The 19,093-nt window shown below is 71.6% G+C and carries 11 protein-coding genes and 1 pseudogene; 9 read left to right on the top strand and 3 right to left on the bottom strand.

Annotated features, from left to right (window positions below):
• Positions 1 to 34 precede the first annotated feature (34 nt).
• From BLU81_RS13490 to BLU81_RS13450, 9 genes and pseudogenes are all read left to right on the top strand, one after another.
• Positions 35 to 6,202: pseudogene (locus tag BLU81_RS13490) on the top strand (type I polyketide synthase); the annotation flags it as partial.
• A complete protein-coding gene (locus tag BLU81_RS13485) occupies positions 6,199 to 6,954 on the top strand; it encodes a thioesterase II family protein (protein WP_092544803.1) in 756 nt (251 codons plus the stop codon). The pseudogene BLU81_RS13490 and the gene BLU81_RS13485, both read left to right, overlap by 4 nt.
• A 9-nt stretch (positions 6,955 to 6,963) precedes the next feature.
• Positions 6,964 to 8,019, top strand: a complete 1,056-nt coding sequence (locus BLU81_RS13480) for a sulfotransferase family protein (protein WP_092544801.1) — start codon at positions 6,964 to 6,966, stop codon at positions 8,017 to 8,019.
• Positions 8,016 to 8,654, top strand: coding sequence for a 4'-phosphopantetheinyl transferase family protein (locus BLU81_RS13475; RefSeq protein WP_231954491.1), 639 nt, complete (start codon positions 8,016 to 8,018; stop codon positions 8,652 to 8,654). The genes BLU81_RS13480 and BLU81_RS13475 overlap by 4 nt, the downstream gene beginning before the upstream one ends.
• A gap of 90 nt (positions 8,655 to 8,744) precedes the next feature.
• A complete protein-coding gene (gene ccrA, locus BLU81_RS13470; RefSeq protein WP_092544799.1) occupies positions 8,745 to 10,094 on the top strand; it encodes a crotonyl-CoA carboxylase/reductase in 1,350 nt (449 codons plus the stop codon).
• 3 nt (positions 10,095 to 10,097) lie between these two features.
• Entirely contained in the window at positions 10,098 to 11,087 is a 990-nt protein-coding gene (locus BLU81_RS13465) for a 3-oxoacyl-ACP synthase III family protein (RefSeq protein ID WP_092544797.1), read from the top strand.
• A complete protein-coding gene (locus tag BLU81_RS13460) occupies positions 11,084 to 11,947 on the top strand; it encodes a 3-hydroxybutyryl-CoA dehydrogenase (protein ID WP_092544795.1) in 864 nt (287 codons plus the stop codon). The genes BLU81_RS13465 and BLU81_RS13460 overlap by 4 nt, the downstream gene beginning before the upstream one ends.
• Positions 11,948 to 12,013: 66 nt before the next feature.
• Entirely contained in the window at positions 12,014 to 15,172 is a 3,159-nt protein-coding gene (locus tag BLU81_RS13455; protein WP_092544793.1) for a CHAT domain-containing protein, read from the top strand.
• A 63-nt stretch (positions 15,173 to 15,235) separates the two neighbouring features.
• Positions 15,236 to 16,159, top strand: a complete 924-nt coding sequence (locus tag BLU81_RS13450; protein ID WP_092544792.1) for an NPCBM/NEW2 domain-containing protein — start codon at positions 15,236 to 15,238, stop codon at positions 16,157 to 16,159.
• A gap of 47 nt (positions 16,160 to 16,206) precedes the next feature.
• Here the strand turns inward: BLU81_RS13450 and BLU81_RS13445 are convergent, their stop codons facing one another.
• From BLU81_RS13445 to BLU81_RS13435, 3 genes are all read right to left on the bottom strand, one after another.
• Positions 16,207 to 17,733 carry a CATRA conflict system CASPASE/TPR repeat-associated protein gene (locus BLU81_RS13445; protein WP_092544790.1) on the bottom strand — a complete coding sequence of 509 codons (1,527 nt, stop codon included), beginning with the start codon at positions 17,731 to 17,733 and terminating at the stop codon, positions 16,207 to 16,209.
• Positions 17,717 to 18,034: a CATRA system-associated protein gene (locus BLU81_RS13440; protein WP_092544788.1), complete on the bottom strand. Its 318-nt coding sequence runs from the start codon at positions 18,032 to 18,034 to the stop codon at positions 17,717 to 17,719. The genes BLU81_RS13445 and BLU81_RS13440 overlap by 17 nt, the downstream gene beginning before the upstream one ends.
• A 127-nt stretch (positions 18,035 to 18,161) precedes the next feature.
• Complete coding sequence (locus BLU81_RS13435) at positions 18,162 to 19,031, bottom strand: hypothetical protein (protein ID WP_092544786.1); 870 nt, start codon at positions 19,029 to 19,031, stop codon at positions 18,162 to 18,164.
• Positions 19,032 to 19,093: the final 62 nt, after the last annotated feature.

Below are 19,093 nucleotides of genomic sequence, written 5' to 3'. Positions count from 1 at the left end.
CCCGGAGGACCGCCTGAGGTACTTCCTCAAGCGGGTCACCACCGAACTCCACGACACCCGGGAACGGCTGCGGAGCGCTGAACAGGCGGCTGCCGAGCCGATCGCGATCGTCGCGATGGCCTGCCGGTTCCCCGGTGGGGTCGGCTCACCCGAGGACCTCTGGGATCTGGTGTCGGCGGGCCGGGACGCGGTCGGCACGTTCCCGGAGGACCGTGGCTGGGACATCGACAACCTTTACCACCCCGACCCCGATCACCCTGGTACGACGTACTCCCGCGACGGTGCCTTCCTGTCCGGCGCCGCCGACTTCGACCCGGGACTGTTCGGCATCTCGCCCCGCGAGGCGCTGGCCATGGACCCGCAGCACCGGCTGCTGCTGGAAGTCACCTGGGAGGCGTTTGAACGCGCCGGACTCGACCCGCAAGGACAGCGCGGCTCCCGGACCGGGGTGTTCGCCGGAGTCATGTACAACGACTACGCCCTGGTCGTGGGCGAATCGGCGGACGCCGCCGAAGGTTTCATGGGCACCGGCGGCAGCATCGCCTCCGGCCGGATCGCCTACACCTTCGGCCTCGAAGGCCCGACCGTCACCGTTGACACCGCCTGTTCGTCGTCGCTGGTCGCACTGCACCTGGCCGTGCAGGCGCTGCGCAACCGGGAATGCGACCTGGCCCTGGCCGGTGGGGTGACGGTGATGGCCACCCCGAACACGTTCATCGGCTTCTCCCGGCAGCGCGGCCTGGCCGTCGACGGCCGCTGCAAGTCGTTCGCCGACGGCGCCGACGGCACCGGCTGGGGCGAGGGCGCCGGAATGCTGCTGGTCGAGCGCCTGTCCGATGCCCAACGTCAAGGTCACCAGATCCTTGCGGTGGTACGCGGGAGCGCGGTCAACTCCGACGGCGCCTCCAACGGCCTCACCGCCCCGAACGGCCCCTCCCAGCAGCGCGTCATCCGCCAGGCCCTGGCTACGGCCCGCCTCGAACCGTCCGACGTCGACGTCGTTGAGGCACACGGCACCGGCACGTCCCTGGGCGACCCGATCGAGGCGCAGGCTCTGCTGGCTACGTACGGTCAGGACCGTTCCGGTGACCCGTTGTGGTTGGGTTCGGTGAAGTCGAACCTCGGTCACACTCAGGCCGCCGCCGGTGTCGCGGGAATCATCAAGATGGTCCAGGCCATGCGGCACGGCGTTCTCCCGGCAACACTGCACGTCGACGCCCCGTCGACGCAGGTCGACTGGTCAGCCGGCGCGGTGGAACTCCTCACGGAGGCCCGCGACTGGCCCCTAGCCGACCGCCCCCGCCGAGCAGCCGTGTCCTCCTTCGGCATCAGCGGCACCAACGCCCACATAATCCTCGAGGCATCCCCGTCCCCGTCCCCGTCCCCGTCCCCGTCCCCGTCCCCGTCCCCGTCCCCGTCCCCGTCCCCGTCCCCGTCCCCGTCCACTCCGGAACCCGGCGAGGCCGGACCGGCCTTGGAATCTGTCGCGCGTGGCAGCGTTGGACCCGCCCTGGAACCGGGTGAGCGCGCCGAAGCCAAATCCGTTCCCGAATTCGTCGCTGACGCGGCGGTCGTCGCGCTCGTGATCACGGCTGCGGATGAGACCGCTCTGGACATCCAGCTCAGCCGACTGGCCGCCTGGCCTGAACTGGTCCGGCCTGAGGTGGCGCGGACGCTGGCCGGACGGGCCCGCCTGCCGCACCGCGCGGTGGCTCTCGGCCGAACCTGGTCCCGCCTGGCCACGGACCTCGCCGCGGGCGGCACCGTCCGGGGCGTCGCCGGGCAGCCCGGACGGCTCGCTGTTGTCTTCACCGGCCAGGGCGCCCAGCGCCTGGACATGGGCCGAGGGCTCTACGAGGCGTTCCCGGTCTATCGGGCCGCACATGACGAAGTGGCCGCGCTGCTGGATCTGTCCGGCGACATCGACGACACGGGTTACGCACAACCGGCGATCTTCTCCCTGGAAGTGGCCCTCCTGGCGTTGCTGCGTTCCTGGGGTGTCGTCCCCGACGTGGTGGTGGGTCATTCGACCGGTGAGATCGCCGCCGCTCACGCGGCCGGAGTGCTGTCGCTGGAGGACGCGGCGACGCTGGTGTCTGCTCGTGCTCGTCTGATGCAGGCGTTGCCGCCCGGTGGGGTGATGGTGTCGGTGCTGGCGTCCGAGGCCGAGGTGCGGTCGGCGTTCCCGGATATCGACATCGCCGCGGTGAACGGTTCCCGAGCGGTGGTGGTGTCCGGGCAGGAATCCGATATTTCGGAAGTCATGGCGGCCGAGTGGAAGACGACCCGGCTGCGTACCAGTCACGCGTTCCATTCAAGATTGATGGATCCGATGTTGACTGACTTCCATGCGGTCGTATCAACATTGACGTTCCATGAGCCGCGCCTGTCGTATGTGTCAACTGTTGATTCAACGGGTGACTGGATGGATCCGTCGTATTGGGTGCGGCAGGTCCGCGAGCCGGTCCGCTTCGCCGAAGCCGTGACCAGGCTGAACGCCGCCCGATTCATCGAGGTCGGACCGGATGGGATTCTCACCGCTCTGCTGCACCACCTTCTCCCGGACACGACCGCGGTCGCCGCGCTGCGCCGGGACCGTGACGAACCGGAGACCCTGCTCACCGCGGTGGCGACCCTGTTCACCAGCGGCCAGGATGTCGACTGGCAGGCGATCACCGGCGGTACCGGGCACGCGGACCTGCCCACCTACCCGTTCACCCACCGCCGACTCTGGCCCCGCCCGCGTCCACGCGCCCGCGTCGACGCCGCCGGTCTCGGCCTGGACCCGATCGGACATCCGCTGCTGGGTGCCGCGGTCGCCGTCCCGGACACCGGGACCCTGATCCTCACCGGAACCCTCGATCCCGCCGCCCAACCATGGCTCACCGAGCACACCGTGCAGGGCCGCCTCATGCTGCCCGGCACCGCACTGACCGAACTGGCTCTGGCCGCCGGGGAACAGGCCGGCGTCCCGACCTTGGACGAACTGGTCCTCCACGCGCCGCTCACCCTGCCCGCAACGGGCACAGCCTCGATCCGAGTCACGGTGACCGAGGACGACGACAGCCAGGCCACCATCCGCTCCAGGCCCGCCGCCGCCGACAGCCACCCGGTCACCATCCACTCTCCGACCGATGCCGACGACCTGGTCACCATCGACTCTCCGTCCGACGGCGACGGCAGTCGCCCGGTCGCCATCTACTCCCGGATCGCCGACGACGCGCCCTGGACACTGCACGCGCAAGGTGTTCTCTCCGGGAACGAACCCGACGAAGTCGACGCTGACCTGGTCACTTGGCCGCCTGCAGGGGCCCGGGAACTGCCGCTGGACGGGCTCTACGACACCTTTGCCGCCGTTGGTCTCGGCTATGGACCGGCATTCCGAGGCCTGCGACGGCTGTGGCGGCGGGACGACGACGTGTTCGCCGAGGTGCGCATCGAGGCTCCGGACGACGGATACCGGCTGCATCCGGCGCTGGCAGACGCGGTTCTGCATGCCATCGGACCGGCTCAGGTGCTGCTCGGTGAAGGGCTGCGGCTGCCGTTCGTGTTCGCGGGGGTGCACCGGTTCGGCCCGGCCGGCGACACCCTTCGGGCTCGGCTGACGCCGGCCGGGCCCGACGCGGTGAGCATCGATCTGGCCGATGGCACCGGTCTGCCGGTCGCCCGCATCGACCGGCTCACCCTGCGCCCGGCCCCGGCTGCCCCGGCCAACCCGGGCGGACTGTCCGGCTCGGTCGGTCCGCTCGGATCGGTCGGCCAGGACAGCTGGGTTGGCCATGACGGCTCGGTCGGTCCGGATGGCGGCAGTGTGGTGGATCGTCTGCTGCACCAGATCATCTGGACGCCTCAGGAGACGGTGATCGGTGTGCCTGATGCGGTTGTTCCGCTGGGTGCGGGGCTGCCGGCTCCGGTGGGGACGCTGCTCGTGGACGCCTCCGGGCCGGGGACCGCCGGTGATCGTACCGCCGCGTTGTTGGAGATCTTGCAGTCCTGGCTGGTGGCACCGTCCTGGGCCGGCTCCCGCCTGGTGGTCCGCACCGACGGGGCCGTGGGGGAGCGGGTCACCGACGCCGACGGTGCCGCGTTGTGGGGGCTGGTCCGGTCGGCACAGGCCGAGTACCCGGACCGGCTGCACCTGATCGACGGGCCGGAGAACGTGACCAGCGCGCTGCCGCAGGCACTGATCCGGGACGGGATGGCCCTCGTACCGCTCCTGACCCGGCTGCGCCCGGCCAGCGTGCGCGGTGACCTCGGGGACGGCACGGTGGTGGTCACCGGCGCCAGCGGCACGCTCGGTGGGCTACTCGTCCGGCACCTGGCTCGCGAGTACGGGGTGCGTGACCTGTTGTTGCTGTCCCGGTCGGGGCGTTCGGTGGACGTACCCGAGGTGGTCGTCAGGTCGTTGTCCTGTGATGTCGGCGATGCGGAGGCGGTGGCGGGGGCTCTGCGCGGGGAGCGGATCACCGCTGTGGTGCACGCTGCCGGTGTCCTCGACGACGCGCTGCTGGCCGACCTCACCCCGGAACGCCTGAGCCGGGTTTTCGGCGCCAAGGTGGACGCCGCCCGGGCGCTCGCCGACGCCACCCGTGACCAGCCGCTGTCGGCGTTTGTCCTGTACTCCTCGGCCGCCGGCACGCTCGGCAACCCGGGGCAGGCCAACTATGCCGCCGCCAACGCGTTCCTCGACGCCTACGCCGTCGCCCTGCGCGCCGATGGAGTGCCGGCGACCTCGCTCGCGTGGGGCCTGTGGGAGGACGGCATGGCCGGCTCACTCGGTGAGGCCGGCCGGCGGCGGATGCGCCAGGGCGGCATCCTCGCGCTCACCGCGGCGCAGGGGCTCGCCGCGTTCGACGCCGCTCTGGCCTCCGGCGAACCGGTCGTGGTGCCGGTGGCCCTCGACCCGGCCGGTCTGCACGCCGCCGCGTCCGCCGGAGCACTGCCCGCGGTCCTCACCGGCCTGGTCCCGGCCGAAGACGGCCTTGTTCCGGCCGAAGACGGCCTGGTCCCGGCCGAAAAGGCTGACGGCGCACCGGATCGGCGGGCACTCGCCGCCTTCCAGCGACGGCTCGCCACCCTGCCCCCGGACGCACTGCGGGCCGCCCTCACCGAACTGGTGGCCCGGCAGACCGCGGTGGTCCTCGGCCACACCGGGACCGGCGACGTCGATCCGGACCGGCCGTTCCTGGAAGCCGGGTTCGACTCGCTGACCTCGGTGGAGTTGCGTAACCGGCTCGCCGGTGCCACCGGGCTGAAACTGCCGACCACGCTGCTGTTCGACCACCCCTCCCCGGACGCCGTGGTCCGCCACCTCACCGACCGGCTGGCCCGGCCGGGCCAGACCGGGCCGGCGGCGGCCGGAACGTTGAGCGTGATGTTCCGGGAGGCCTCGGCGACCGGGCGCAGCGGCGAGTTCTTCCAGGTGCTGACGTCGGCGGCGGCGTTCCGTCCGGCGTTCCACGGTAGCGCCGACCTGCCCCGCCCGGTCGAGGTGGTCCGGCTCGCCACCGGCGCCGACGGCCCGGCGCTGATCTGCCTGCCGTCGATCCTGGCGATCTCCGGCCCGCACCAGTACGTCCGGTTCGCCGGGGTGCTGCGCGGCCACCGGACGGTGGCCGCGATCGCCGCACCCGGGTTCGGCCGGGGCGAACTGCTGCCCGCCACCGTCGGCGCGGTCATCGGCGTCCAGGCCGACGCGGCCCTCGCGACCGCCGGCGACCAGCCGATCGTGCTGGTCGGGCACTCGTCCGGTGGGATGCTCGCGCACGGTGTGGCCGCCGAACTGGAGAGCCGCGGCGTCACCGTCGACGCGCTCGTCCTGATCGACATCTATTCTCACGACGTGGAGGCGCTCGCCGGTATCCAGCCGGTGCTGAGCGCCGGAATGATCGAACGGGAGGACGGTTACGTCCCGATGGACGACACCCGGCTCACCGCGATGGGCGGCTACGTCCGTCTCTTCCACGGCTGGCAGCCGGTGCCGGTCAAGGCACCGACCCTGCTGGTACGGGCGGCCGAACCGATGTTCGGCTGGTCCCGCGACGGCGACTGGCGTTCCTCGTGGACCCTGCCGCACAGCGTCGCCGACACTCCCGGCAACCACTTCTCCGTGATGGAGGAGCATGCCCTCACCACCGCCCGGACCGTCGACACCTGGCTGTCCGGTCTCCGTCCTACCTCTCCGAAAGCGGCCAGCCGATGACCAACCCCGCCGACAACCTGTGGATCCGCCGGTTCCACCACGAGCCGAACAGCCGGGCCACCCTGGTCTGTTTCCCGCACGCAGGCGGCTCGGCCAGCTTCTTCTACCCGGTCTCCGACGCCATGCAGTCCACCGCGCAGGTGGTGGCGCTGCAATACCCGGGCCGTCAGGACCGGCACCTGGAGAAGCCGCTGACCAGCATCGCCGCCCTGGCCGACGCGTCGTTCGCCGCGTTGCGCCCGTTGATGGACCAGCCGCTGGCGTTCTTCGGGCACAGCATGGGCGCCACCCTGGCCTTCGAGGTCGCCGAACGGATGCGCACCGCACTGGGCACCGCCCCGGTCACCCTGTTCGCCTCCGGCCGCCGGGCGCCGTCCCGGCACCGGGACGAGACCGTGCACCGCAGTGACGACGACGGCATCGTGGCCGAGCTGAAGACCCTCAGCGGCACCGACGCGCGGGTTCTCGGCGACCCGGAACTGCTGCGGATGATCCTGCCGGCGATCCGCAGCGACTACCACGCCGCCGAGACCTACCGCTGGTCGCCGAGCCCGCCGTTGACCTGCCCGATCGTCGCCCTCACCGGTGACAGCGACCCGAAGGTCAGCCGGGACGAGGCGCAGGCGTGGGGTGAGCACACCACCGGCGGTTTCGAGCTGCGCACCTTCCCCGGCGGGCACTTCTTCCTGGCCCAGCACCAGCGCGCGGTGATCAACCTGATCAGCGATCAGCTGCTGACCGTGGTCTCCTGAGGAGCACGGATGGCTCCGACCTTCGTCATCAGCACCGGCCGGTGCGGCTCCACCCTGCTCTCCCGGATGCTGCGCCTGCACCCCGACGTGCTCAGCCTCAGTGAGCTGCTCAGCACGGTGCGGTCCCGGCATCCGTTCGGCGGTGAGACCGACGGCGCCGAGTTCTGGCGGATGCTCAGCGACCCCGATCCCGCCGTCGACCTGATGGTCACCGAGGGACTGACGGTCTCCGAGCTGATCTACCCGTACGGCCGCGGTCGTTTCGATCCCGCCGAAGGCGTTCCTGCGATCTGCCACATGACCTTGCCGATGCTCACCGACGACCCGGACACGCTCTACGACGAGCTGGCCGCCGAAGTGCCGGCATGGCCGTCGCGGCCGGTCGCCGACCAGTACCGGGCCCTGTTCTCCTTCCTGTCCGCCCGCTGCGACCGGCCGGTCGTGGTGGAACGCTCCGGCGGCTCGCTGAACATGCTGCCGCAGTTGCGGGCGGCGTTCCCGGACGCGCGTTTCGTCTACCTGACCCGCGACGGCGCCGACTCGGCGGTCTCGATGAGCGGCCATGCCGGGTTCCGGCTGATGCTGGTCGGCCGGGAAGCCGCCCGGCTCAGCGGCGTCCGCGGCCCGGACCAGCTCGGGCCCGCCCAGATGCCGATGCTGCCGTCCGAGATCGGCCGGATGCTCGCCGACCCGCGGGAGCTGCCCGGACTGATGTCGCGGGACGTGCCGGTCACCGCGTTCGGGGCACTGTGGTCCGAGATGACCCGCGACGGCGCCGACGAACTGCTGCGCCTGCCCGCCGACCGGTGGACGATGCTGTCCTACGAGAACCTGATCGCCGACACCCGCGGCCAGCTCACCCGGCTGGCCGGGTTCCTCGGGGTGCCGGCGAACCGGTCGTGGCTGACCGCGTCGGCGGCACTCGTCGACGACGGCCGGCGCACCGGTGCGGCACGCCTGGACTCACGCCTGCGAGCGGCCCTGCGCCGGTCGTGCGCCCCCGGCACGGCGATCGACAAGGCCGTGGCGGCCGCCGCCGGCGTCCTGCTGCACGTGCCGCTGTGAACGCGGGCATCCTGGCCGGGTTGCTGCCGGCGACGGTCGTCACCGCGGAGACGTACACGGACCCGCCCGGTCTGGTGCTGTTCCCGGCCGAGGAGGCGGTGATCGCGCGGGCCGTCGGTAAGCGGCGCCGTGAGTTCACCACCGTGCGGCACTGCGCGCGGACCGCCCTCGCCCGGCTCGGGACGGCGGCCGTGCCGATCCTGCCCGGCGACCGCGGCGCCCCGGGCTGGCCGGCCGGCGTGGTCGGCAGCATGACCCACTGCGACGGTTTCCGGGGCAGCGCGGTGGCGTGGGCCGCCGACGTGCTCACCATCGGCCTGGACGCCGAACCCGCCGCCCCCCTGCCGGACGGTGTCCTGAACGCCATCGCGCTCCCGGAGGAGAAGCTGCCCGTGGAGAACTCCGGGGTGCCGTGGGACCGGCTGCTGTTCAGCGCCAAGGAATCCGTCTACAAGGCGTGGTTCCCGCTCACCCGCCGGTTCATCGGCTTCGAGGCGGCCCGGATCGAACTGGATCCCGGCGGCACCTTCGCCGCCACCATGCTGGACCGTCGCGCGGGCGACCCGGCCGGGTTCACCGGCCGCTGGATCTGCGCGAACGGGCTGGTCGTCACCGCGATCGCGGTGCCCGCGTAGGGGTGCCGCTGGGGTGGGAGCAGGGCCGTCCGGGCGCCAGGATCGCCCGGACGGCAACCGGCTGACCGCACCACGATCGCGAGGACACCCATGGACACCTTGGCCGCAGCGGTACTCGCCGGCGCGCCACCGGACGAGCTGGCCCGAATCCCTCTGCCGGAGTCGTTCACCGCCGTGCACCTGCGGGAACAGGACGCCACCCTGTTCGGTGCGGAGGAGGCCGACCGGGACGTCCGGCGGACCACCCACGTCGGGCCGGTTCCGATGCCGGTGCTCGCACCCGATGAGGTCGTGGTCGCGGTGATGGCCAGTTCGGTCAACTACAACACCGTGTGGTCGGCGATGTACCAGCCGATCTCCACGTTCACGGCGGTGCGCCGGTTCGCCAAGCAGGGCGGCTACGCGGCCCGTCACGACCTGCCGCACCAGGTGGTCGGTTCGGACGCGGCCGGCGTGGTGGTGCGCGTCGGCGACGGGGTCCGGCACTGGAACGTCGGCGATCACGTGATGGTGAGTCCCGCGTACGTCGACGACCAGGACCCCGGCTCGCACGCCGACGCCATGATGGGCACCGAGGGCCGGGCCTGGGGTTACGAGACCAACTTCGGCGGGCTCGCCCACTACACGGTGGTGCGTGCCAGCCAGCTCGTCCCGAAGCCGCCGCATCTGACCTGGGAGGAGGCCGCCTCGGTCACGCTGTGCGCGGGAACCGCGTACCGGATGCTGATCAGCGACCGCGGCGCCCGGATGAAACAGGGCGACATCGTGCTGGTCTGGGGCGCCACCGGTGGTCTCGGCGGCTTCGCGGTCCAGATGGTCAAGAACGGCGGCGGCGTCGCGGTCGGTGTGGTCAGCTCCGAACGCAAGGCGGCGATCCTCCGCGAACAGGGCTGTGACCTGGTCATCGACCGTCGCGAACTGGGCATGGGCGACGGCGCGGACACCCCGGCGGAGGCCGTCGAGTACGGCAAACGGCTCGGCCGCCGGATCCGGGCCGAACTCGGCGAGGACCCGCACATCGCGTTCGACTACGTCGGCCGGGCCACCTTCGGTACGTCCGTGCACGTGGTCCGCCGCGGCGGCTCGGTCGTCACCTGCGGTTCCAGCACCGGCTATCACCACCAGTTCGACAACCGGTACCTGTGGATGAACCTGAAACGGGTGATCGGCAGCCACATCGCCAACCTGCAGGAGCAGTGGGACACCGCACGCCTGTTCCGGCAGGGCGGCCTCGTCCCGATCCTGACCGACGTCTTCACCATGGCGGACACCGGCGAGGCACTGCGCCTGGTCCAGAACAACGGTCACATCGGCAAGGTCGGTGTGCTCTGTCTCGCCCCCACCGAAGGCCTCGGCGTGACCGATCCGCTGGCGCGTGCCCGCATCGGTGCCGACCGGCTCACCGGGTGGCGCCGGTACTCCTCGACAGCGAAGGTGTGACTCGTGTCAGCGATCGGGATCCTGGCCACCGGGGCGTACGTCCCGAAACAGATCGTGACCGGCGAGGACGTGGCCGGCCCGGCCGGTGTCACGCCGGAGTGGATCGAACGTAAGACGCAGATCGCCGCCCGCCGGTACGCCGCCCCGGACGAGGCCACCTCCGACCTGGCGGCGCACGCCGCGGCCCAGGCCCTCGACCGGGCCGGGCTGGACGCCTCGGCGATCCGCTATCTCATCGTCTCCACCTCCACCCCGGACTCACCGCAGCCGCCGACCTCCTACCTGGTGCAGAACCTCCTCGGTACGACCGGCGCCGCCTGCCTCGACATCAACGTCGTGTGCAGCGGTTTCGTCTACGGCCTTGCCCTGGCCCGGGCGCTGGTGGCCCAGGACCCCGGCACGTACGCGCTGGTGGTCGCCGCCGACGTCTACTCCCGGATCCTGGACGTCACCGACCGTAAGACGGTGGTGCTGCTCGGCGACGGCGCGGGCGCGGCAGTCGTCGGCCCGGTGCCCACCGGCGGTTTCCTCGACATGGAACTGTCCAGCCACGGTCACGCCCACGGCCTGATCAGTGTCACCGCCGGCGGCAGCCGCACCCCCACCACCCACGAGACCGTCGACAACGGCGACCACCTGTTCCGGATGGACGGCCGGGGCGTGCGGGACTTCGTCATGGACACCGTGCCCGGCGCGCTGCGCACCCTGGTCGAACGGGCCGGCCACCAACTCGCCGACGTCGGCCACTTCGTGCCGCACCAGGCCAACGGGGTGATGCTCAGCGAACTCGTGACCCGGTCCGGGCTGGATCACGCGCACACCCACCGGAACCTGGAACGCTACGGCAACACCGGCAGCGCGTCCACCGCCCTCGCCCTGGACGACGCCGCCACCAACGGGCACCTGCACGACGGCGACCTGGTGCTGCTGGCCGGGTTCGGCGGCGGCATGTCCCTCGGTGCCGCACTGCTGCGCTGGACGGGACAGCGATGAACTCGACGATCACCCGGGTCGGCATCGTCGGCTGCGGCACCATGGGCGCCGGGCTCGCCGAACTCTGCGCCCGGGCCGGCCTGGACGTGAGGGTCGCGGTCTCGTCAGCCGACTCGATGACGCGGGGCCGCGACCGGATCAGCCGGTCCCTCGACCGGGCGGTGACCCGCGGCAAGATCAGCGCCGACGACCGGGAGCGGGCCCTCGGCGCCGTCTCGTTCACCGGCACGCTGACCGGGCTCGCCGACCGGCAACTGGTCATCGAGTCGGTGCCTGAGGACGAGAAACTCAAGCGTGACGTCTTCACCGCCCTGGACGCGGCGATCGAGGACCCGGACGCGATCCTGGCGTCCAACACGTCCTCGTTCCGGATCACCCAGCTCGCCGGGTACACCGGACAGCCGTGGCGGGTGATCGGCACCCACTTCTTCAACCCGGTGCAGGTGCTGCCACTGGTCGAGGTGGTGCCCACCGCCCAGACCGCCCCGCACGTCACCGCCGGAGCCGAGGCCTTCGCCGTCGAGGTGCTGGGCAAACAGCCGATCCGGTCCGCCGACCGGGGTGGTTTCGTGGTCAACGCGCTGCTGATCCCGTACCTGCTCGGCGCGATCCGGATGGTGGAGACCGGCCACGCCTCGGCCGCCGACATCGACCGGGGGATGCGACTCGGCTGCTCGCACCCGCTGGGACCGCTCGAACTGACCGACCTGATCGGCCTGGACGTGATCGCCTCGGTCGCCGGGGCCCTGCACGCCGAGTTCGGCGACCCGATCTACGCGCCCCCGGCCTTGCTGCGCACGCTGGTCGCCGAAGGCCGTCTGGGCCGCAAGACCGGCGGTGGCTTTTTCCCGAACCCCTGAGAAGCAGGCCGTCCGTCAGTCACCGGCGTATCCACCGCCCGGGCCGACTGACGGAAGCGAGCCGCTGTGACCGACGAGCGTGACGAGATCGACCGCCTACGGCAGAGTTGGAGCGACGCGCCGACCGGCAGTCCGGAAGCGGCCCGGCTCGCCGGGGCCCTCGGCCGGCAGCTCTTCCTGCGGCACTTCCAACAGCGCAGCGGTACCGCCGACCGGGACGAGGCCGCCGAACGCCTCGACGAGTCGCTGACCCGCCCGCAGTCCGTGCAGGACGCCACCGTCACCCACGTCGGGCTGGCCGCGTTGCTGCTGTTCCGGGCGCTGCCCATCCCGGTCGGCGGCGACCCGTTCGGCGCGGCGGGAATCTCGCTCGGGATGGCCCTGATGCGCGGCGAACTGAACACTCCGGAGAGTGCCGCCGACCGGCGCCGGGTCGCCGCCCACCTCGCGTGGGTGGTCGAGCACCAGCCGCCGGAGGCCGACATCCGGGCGGTGGCCGAGGCCCTGCTGGCGGTGCTCGGCATCTTCGACGGCCACGGTCTCGCCGGGATCCCGGCCGCGTTCGCCAAACTGCCCCGGCTCGGCCAGGGCCTGGACGAACTGGTGGACCTGGTCCGGACCTGGAACGACGACGACCACGACCAATTGGGCGCGGCCTTCGACGCGGTGCTGCGGCAGCTTCCGGCCGGGCACCGGCTGCGTCCGATGATCGTCGCCGAAGCCGGGGCGCTGCTCGCTCAGCGTGGTCACGTGGGCGGCCTCCCGTCCGCGCTGGCCGGGATGCACGGGGTCATCCGGGACAGCCTCGAGGCCGTCCAGCCCGACGATCCGCTGCGGGCCGAGACGCTGCGCAGGCTGGCCGGACTGCTGCTCAGCGGTGCCGCCCATCAGGGCGACATGGACAGTGTGGCGCCGATCCTGCGGGTGGCCGACACCCTGATCGCCGCCGGTGGTGATCCGGTCACGGTGGGCCGGGACCGTTTCCTGCGGGCGATGGCGCTGACGCTGCGTGGCCGGTTACGCAACGACCCTGACGATCTACGAGCCGCGGTTCACGACCTTCAAGCGGCGGTACGGGCGGTGCCGCCCACCGACGACCTGCACTCGGCCATCACCGGGATGCTCGGCGCGCTGATCCACGACCGGCACCTGACCGCGGGTGTCCGGGCCGACGGCGACGCGGCCCGGGAACTGCTCGACGCGGTCGCCGATCACGAGCCGATGGCGGCGTACGCCGGGGCGATGTCCCGTGCCATCGCGGCCGTGCAGCGCCGGGACCGCGCCGAACTGGACGCATCAGTCACCGAACTGACCGGGCACCTCGCCGCCCTGCCCGCCGACTATCCCTGGCGCTCCCGTTTCGACGCCGCCCTGGGCCTCGCCCACCTGAGCCGGCTGACCGTCGGCGGCGACCGCGACGACCTGCGCCTCGGCCTCGACGGCCTGCGCCGTGCCGGAGCGGAACTGGCCGTCGAGATGTCCGGGCGCCCGGCCCTGAAAGCCGCCGCCGCCCTCGCCGGCCTGCTGGACGGCCTCAGCACCGGCGACCCCGATCAGGCCGCCGCCGCCGCGGAAGCTCTCGACCGGGTCGTCGACGCGGCCCCGGACCTGACCGACCTCGCGGTGTTGCGGGCGGAGACGGCGTTCGCCCGGTACGAGCGGTGGGGCGACCCCGAACAGTTGCGCCTCGCCGTCGACGGCCTGCGGGAACTGCGGTTCGCCCCCGGGCATCCGCTGGCCGCGCACGTCGCGAAACGGCTCGCGCTGGCCGGTCACGCGGCGGGCGACCGGGCCGGGGCCATCGACGCCGGACTCGCGGCGTTACGGGCGTACGGCCACGACACCCTCCTGCAGGCCGGGGCCGCGCACGCGCTGGACGCGGGCCGTGAAGCCGCCGGTCTCGGGCTGCTGGTCGCCGGATGGTGCCGGGACGCCGGCCGTCCCGAAGCGGCCCTGGAAGCCGCCGAACTGGGCCGGGGCCTGGTACTGCACGGCGCGATGACCGCCGCCCGGGTGCCGGGGATGCTGCGCGCGGCCGGACAACCGGACCTGGCCCGGGAATGGGCCGCCCGGCCGTCACCCGGAACCCCGCTCACCGGCGTCATCGCGCACGTGATGGCCGGTACACCCGGAGTCCTCGACGACCTGACGCCACGGGTACTGGCGACGCTGGAGGCGGCCGGGCGGGAACTGCGGCCGGTGACCGTGCCGGGTCCGGGGGAGATCGCGGCGACTCTGGTGGACGCGGATGCCGACGCGCTGGTCTATCTGCTGGACGGGTGGATGCTTCTGGTCGACCGTACCGGCGCGGTGTCCGCCATTGATCTTCCGCTTCTCCGTCTCGACGCCCCGGAGCTGAGCGGATATCTTCTCGCGCACGACGCCCGCCGGGCACAGGACCCGGACGCGCCGTCGTGGAGCGGCGCGCTGGACGACGTCTGCGAGTGGGCGGGCAAGGCACTGATCGGGGCGTTGCCGGGCGGCCGGTTGGTGCTGATCCCGTACGGCGTCCTCGGTTATGTGCCCTGGCACGCGGCCCGTCTCGGGGAGCGATACGCCTGCCAGGACTTCGCCTTCTCGTACGCCGCCTCAGCCCGGCAGTGGATCGCGGCAGTCCACCGGCCCCGCCTGGCCGAAGGGGAGACCGTCCTGGTCGCCGGGACCGCCCCGGACCTGCCGCTGGTGGCCACCGAACTCGCCCTCGTCGCCTCGCACTACCCGGCGACCACCGCGGCCGTGCGGTTCAGCGGCGCCCCGGTGGTGCACGTCGCCGCCCACGCCGTCGCGGCGCGCAGACCCGCCGAATCGCTGCTCGCCGTACCCGGCGGTGATCGCAGCGTCGCCGAGATCCTGGCCGAGGCCTACACCCGGGACCCGGACAGCCCCGGCGGACTGATCGTGCTGTCGTCGTGCACCAGCGACTTCGCCGCGGCCGACTTCGACGAGGCGCTGACCCTGGCCACCGCCTTCCTCGCTGCGGGCGCGGCCAGTGTGGTCGGCACCAAATGGGCGATGCTGGAACCGGCGACGGTCTGCCTGATGCACATGTTCCACCGGTTCCGGACCGGCGGACTCGGCGACCGGGACGCGCTGCGCGCCGCCCAGAACTGGATGCTCGACCCCGGCCCCACCCTGCCGGCCGAACTGGCCCCGGTGTGGACCCATCGCCCGGCCCGGCTGGCGCACCCGGCCCACTGGGCCGCGTTCGCCCACCACGGCGGCTGAGTCACCGCGCCGTCCGTCAGATCGGGGCAGTGCATTTCGCGATTCTCGTAACAGGAGGAAACTGTGAACGCCGTGACCAAGAGCCGCAACGCCGCTCTGTTCGTCTTCCTCTTCCTGGTGGCCGCGCTGATCGCGGGCGTGATCCTCTATCTTGCCCACAGCGGTGCCGACCGGACCGCCGTCCCCCTGGTGATCGGCTGTGTGCTTGTCGCGTTCGTGATGGCGATCGCCGCCGTGCGCATCGTGATGGCGTTCCGTCGCAGCGCGAAGATGACCGAGGCCGGCCTGCCACCGAGCCGGCTCCTGCACGTCCTGGACCTGCGCCAGTGGCTGATCCTGCTGGTCGGTCTCAGTTTCGTGGCGGTCGGCACCGGAGCGTTCACCGGTGTGCGGGTCCTCAGCCGTTCCGGGGAGCCGGTCGCTCTCACTCCGCTTCCGGTGCCGACCGTCGTGGAGCCGACTCCCGTGGAACCGACCTTCACGGAACCGACCTTCACCGAGCCGCCGTCGCCATCGCTGACTGAGGAACTCAGCGAATCGCCCAGCGTCGACCCGAGTCTGGACCCGGCGCCCGGATCGACCAAGTACCTGGACAACGAGGACGAACTGGAGGGTTACACCGAGGCGGACGCGGTCGCCTTCGCCGCGAAACGCTACCCCCGCGGCATCACCTTCTACTGCCGGTCCGCCAGCGAGAACGCCTACCAGTGGAACGTGGCCGGCTTCAGCCAGTTCCAGGCCGTCGGCGGTATCGACGACAACACCGAGAACACGTTCGGCAAGGTCGTCGAATTCGAGTTCTACGACCAGGACGGCCGCAAACTGGGCAAGCCGGTCGAGGTCTCGATGGGCCGCCCCAAGGACATCACCCTGTCGCTGGCCGGTGTCACCAGCCTCCGGATGACCTGCTCCACCCGCGACTCGAAGACCAACGAGGAACGCAACACCAACGCCTCCCTCGGCGACCCCGTCGTCATCCTGAACTGACCGCCGGGTCGTGGGCCGGCCGCCACCGGCCCACGAACTTCAGAACCTCAGAACTTGCGGTCGTACGCGTCCAGATCGGTGAAGCGGGTGGCGTCCAGCCAATCGGTGCCGTCGGTGTTGACCGCGCAGCCCGCACCCCGCAGCCGTTGGGCGATCTTGTGCAGGCTGGCGACCGTGCCGTTGAAGTGGATCGTGTTGATACCCGCCAGATCGGAGACCGGCCGCAGATCGCCGATCTCGATGATGATCGTGCGGTCGCGCTGCACCGCCAGGGCCATGCCGGCTTCCAGCAGCACGTTCGGCCGGACCTGCCCGGTCAGCTTGCCCTCGAAGTCGCGGTCCCCGCGGTTGCGCAGACTCTCGTGCAGGAGCGCGCCGTCGTCGGGGGTCATCAGGACGATGGCCGCCTGGTTGGACTCGAAGGCTTTCGCCAGAACCTCGCCCATGTACGGGGAGGGCGCGCCGGTCCGCTGCACCACCTCCTCCCAGTCGAGCGGGTGCAGGTCGATGGCTTGCAGAAACGTCCACAGGGCTGAACGGGCCTGCTCGTCGCGGCCGTGGATGACGAAGACATGACGCGGATCGGGCATGGGTTCGATCTCTCCTGATGGGATGGGCAAAGTGCTCAGAGCGGCCGCTCTTTCGTCGGCGACGGCCAGGGCGGCCAGGTCGTCCTTGAGGGCACCGCGGAACCAGACGGCCACCGCCAGGTCGTCGGCGAGCGGCCCGGCCTCGGCTCCGCCGACCTCGTGGATGGCCGTCTCCAGGTTCTTGACGGTGCGCCGCATGTCGCGCAGCGCCGACCGCCAGTAGGCGATGTCCCGGCGGACCTCCGCGGGATCACCGCCGTCGTCCAGCCGATCCTGGACCCGGCGCAGCCCGTCGGCCCGCTGCCAGACCCGGACCTGATGCCGCAGCACGGCGGCGTGCCGCAGGTGGTGACCGAGCGGCGGCAGCACCGGTACACCTGACGACCAGGTCCAGTCGGCGAGCCGGTCGTCCTCGTCCGGGCGGGCGAGCACCAGGAACCGGCGCTCGGCGCGACCGTCGGCGTCGTGGACACCGGGCTCCCACAGCGCGAAGCCGTCCGCGGTCGGCACCCCGTGAAACCACCAGCCGACCGGCCCGGACACCGGGAGATCCGCGGCGTCCCGTTCGGTGCAGGTCAGGTCGGCGCTCTTGCCGAGGAACAGGTACGCGACCCCGAGCAACGTGCCCGACCAGGGCCCCGCGACGGACTGCCACAGCCGGTCCAGGTCCCGCCAGCCGGGACCGCCCGGGCCGGGGGACAGCACCACCGACAGGTTGACGGTCGTCGGGAAGCGGCGCAGGATCGCCTGGTACAGCAGGCCGGGATGTTTTCGCGCGGCCACCACCAGCTCACCCGGATCCCGGGGCAGCACCGTCGGCAGATCGGTGGGCAGCCCCACCCCGGCCAGCGGAACGGTCAGTCCCAGAACGTCCCGGCAACGATCCCAGATCGCCCGGATCTCGGCGTACGCCGTGACGGCGGACGGGCCCTCGCTCCGGGCGAAGAGATGAATCACCAGCTCCTGGTCAGCGGCCGGAGCCACCGCGCGACGCCTCCTTAGCTGCGGCCTTCGGCGGGTCGAGCTGGTCCCTGATCTGCTGCACCTTGTCCCTGGTCTTCGGCGGCTGTTTACCGGGCGGGCCGCTGTCCGCGCTCCGGCCCCGGTCGTGGCCACTAAGCTCCAGGTCGCGGATGGCCTGGCGGAGAGCATCGACCGAGCCGTTCCCGAGAGCAACCGACACCCGCTCCAGCAGAACGTCGATGAGCGCCCACCGGCGCTCGCTGAGATACCACTCCTCTGTCTTGTCCAGAACCATCCAGAGGTCGTCGAGAAGCTCGAACATGCGCCGATCGTATCCGCGAATCCCGGCCCGAAAGCCCACCCGAAACCGGAACGGGTCAGCGGTTCGGCTGACTTTTCCCAGCCACTCGCGTGGCCGATGTGGATGACCGTCGATCGTGACGGCGGTGCTATTCGGCCCGTTCGCGTTCCCAGGCGGGCGGGTCGTCCGGGTTGCGCTCCAGCAGGTGGTCCCAGATCAGGCCCAGCATGACGGCGTGCCGGCCGAGCACCCCCTCGTGGCGGAGTGAGCCGTTCTCGATGCGTACCACGCTGGGCTTGTCGTCCGGAAGTGCGGCGGACCCGCCGGTCCACCGCCACTCGAAGGTGTCGGCGCCGGTCCGGGTGAGGTGCACCGAGCGGTCGCCGACCGGCAGACGTCGCGCCAGCTTGGGCATCGTGCCGGGTAGTCGGCGGACCACGGTGACGCGGGGCAGGTCCGGATCGTGGTCCTCGTGCGTGCCGTACGGGCGGATCACGTCGAGCATCGCGTAGACAGCGGCTTTCGCCCGCTTCTGTTCCCGCCCGCGGCGGATGTGGTCCTCGCGCAAGGTGAGTGGCCCGATCTCCTCCGACACCGGCCAGACGAGCAGTTCGTGCTGCTCCGGCGGGTCGTCGTCGGTGCGGGTGACCTCGTGGATCCGGTCGCGGGCGTGGGCCCGGATCCGGATCAGACCCGGCGGTACGGAGATCGCGTCCAGCCCTTCGCCGGAGCCGCCCATCAGGGCGTGCACCGACAGTTCCCCGTGCGGGCACCAGAGTGTCGTCTCGCTGATCGCGTCCCAGTCGTCCGAGATCTCGTCCGGCGGCCCGTCGAGCACGACCACCCGCATCTGGATCCCGCCGGTGTGGGTGCCGGCGAATCCGGTGCACTCGGTGCTGCTGCTGGCATGCAGCAGGTCGTCACCGACGACGAAGATCTCCATTCCGGTACGCCAGTACGGCGCCGAACGCACCTGGTATTGGCAGTAGTCGACGCCCTGCCGCACGAAACTGTCCACAACCGACCATTGTGCCACCAGCCAGTACGGTCCCCCGGTGGATGATCTTGCACAAGATCATC

This window comes from Actinoplanes derwentensis, from assembly GCF_900104725.1.
Classification (GTDB): Bacteria; Actinomycetota; Actinomycetes; order Mycobacteriales; family Micromonosporaceae; genus Actinoplanes; species Actinoplanes derwentensis.
This window is presented reverse-complemented; position numbering and strand designations above follow the sequence as displayed.

Excerpts from the sequence above, each read along its gene's own strand:
- BLU81_RS13485 (WP_092544803.1), top strand. The coding sequence starts at position 6,199 with ATGACCAACCCCGCCGACAACCTGTGGATCCGCCGGTTCCACCACGAG.
- BLU81_RS13480 (WP_092544801.1), top strand. The coding sequence starts at position 6,964 with ATGGCTCCGACCTTCGTCATCAGCACCGGCCGGTGCGGCTCCACCCTG.
- ccrA (WP_092544799.1), top strand. The coding sequence starts at position 8,745 with ATGGACACCTTGGCCGCAGCGGTACTCGCCGGCGCGCCACCGGACGAG.
- BLU81_RS13460 (WP_092544795.1), top strand. The coding sequence starts at position 11,084 with ATGAACTCGACGATCACCCGGGTCGGCATCGTCGGCTGCGGCACCATG.
- BLU81_RS13440 (WP_092544788.1), bottom strand. The coding sequence starts at position 18,034 with ATGTTCGAGCTTCTCGACGACCTCTGGATGGTTCTGGACAAGACAGAG.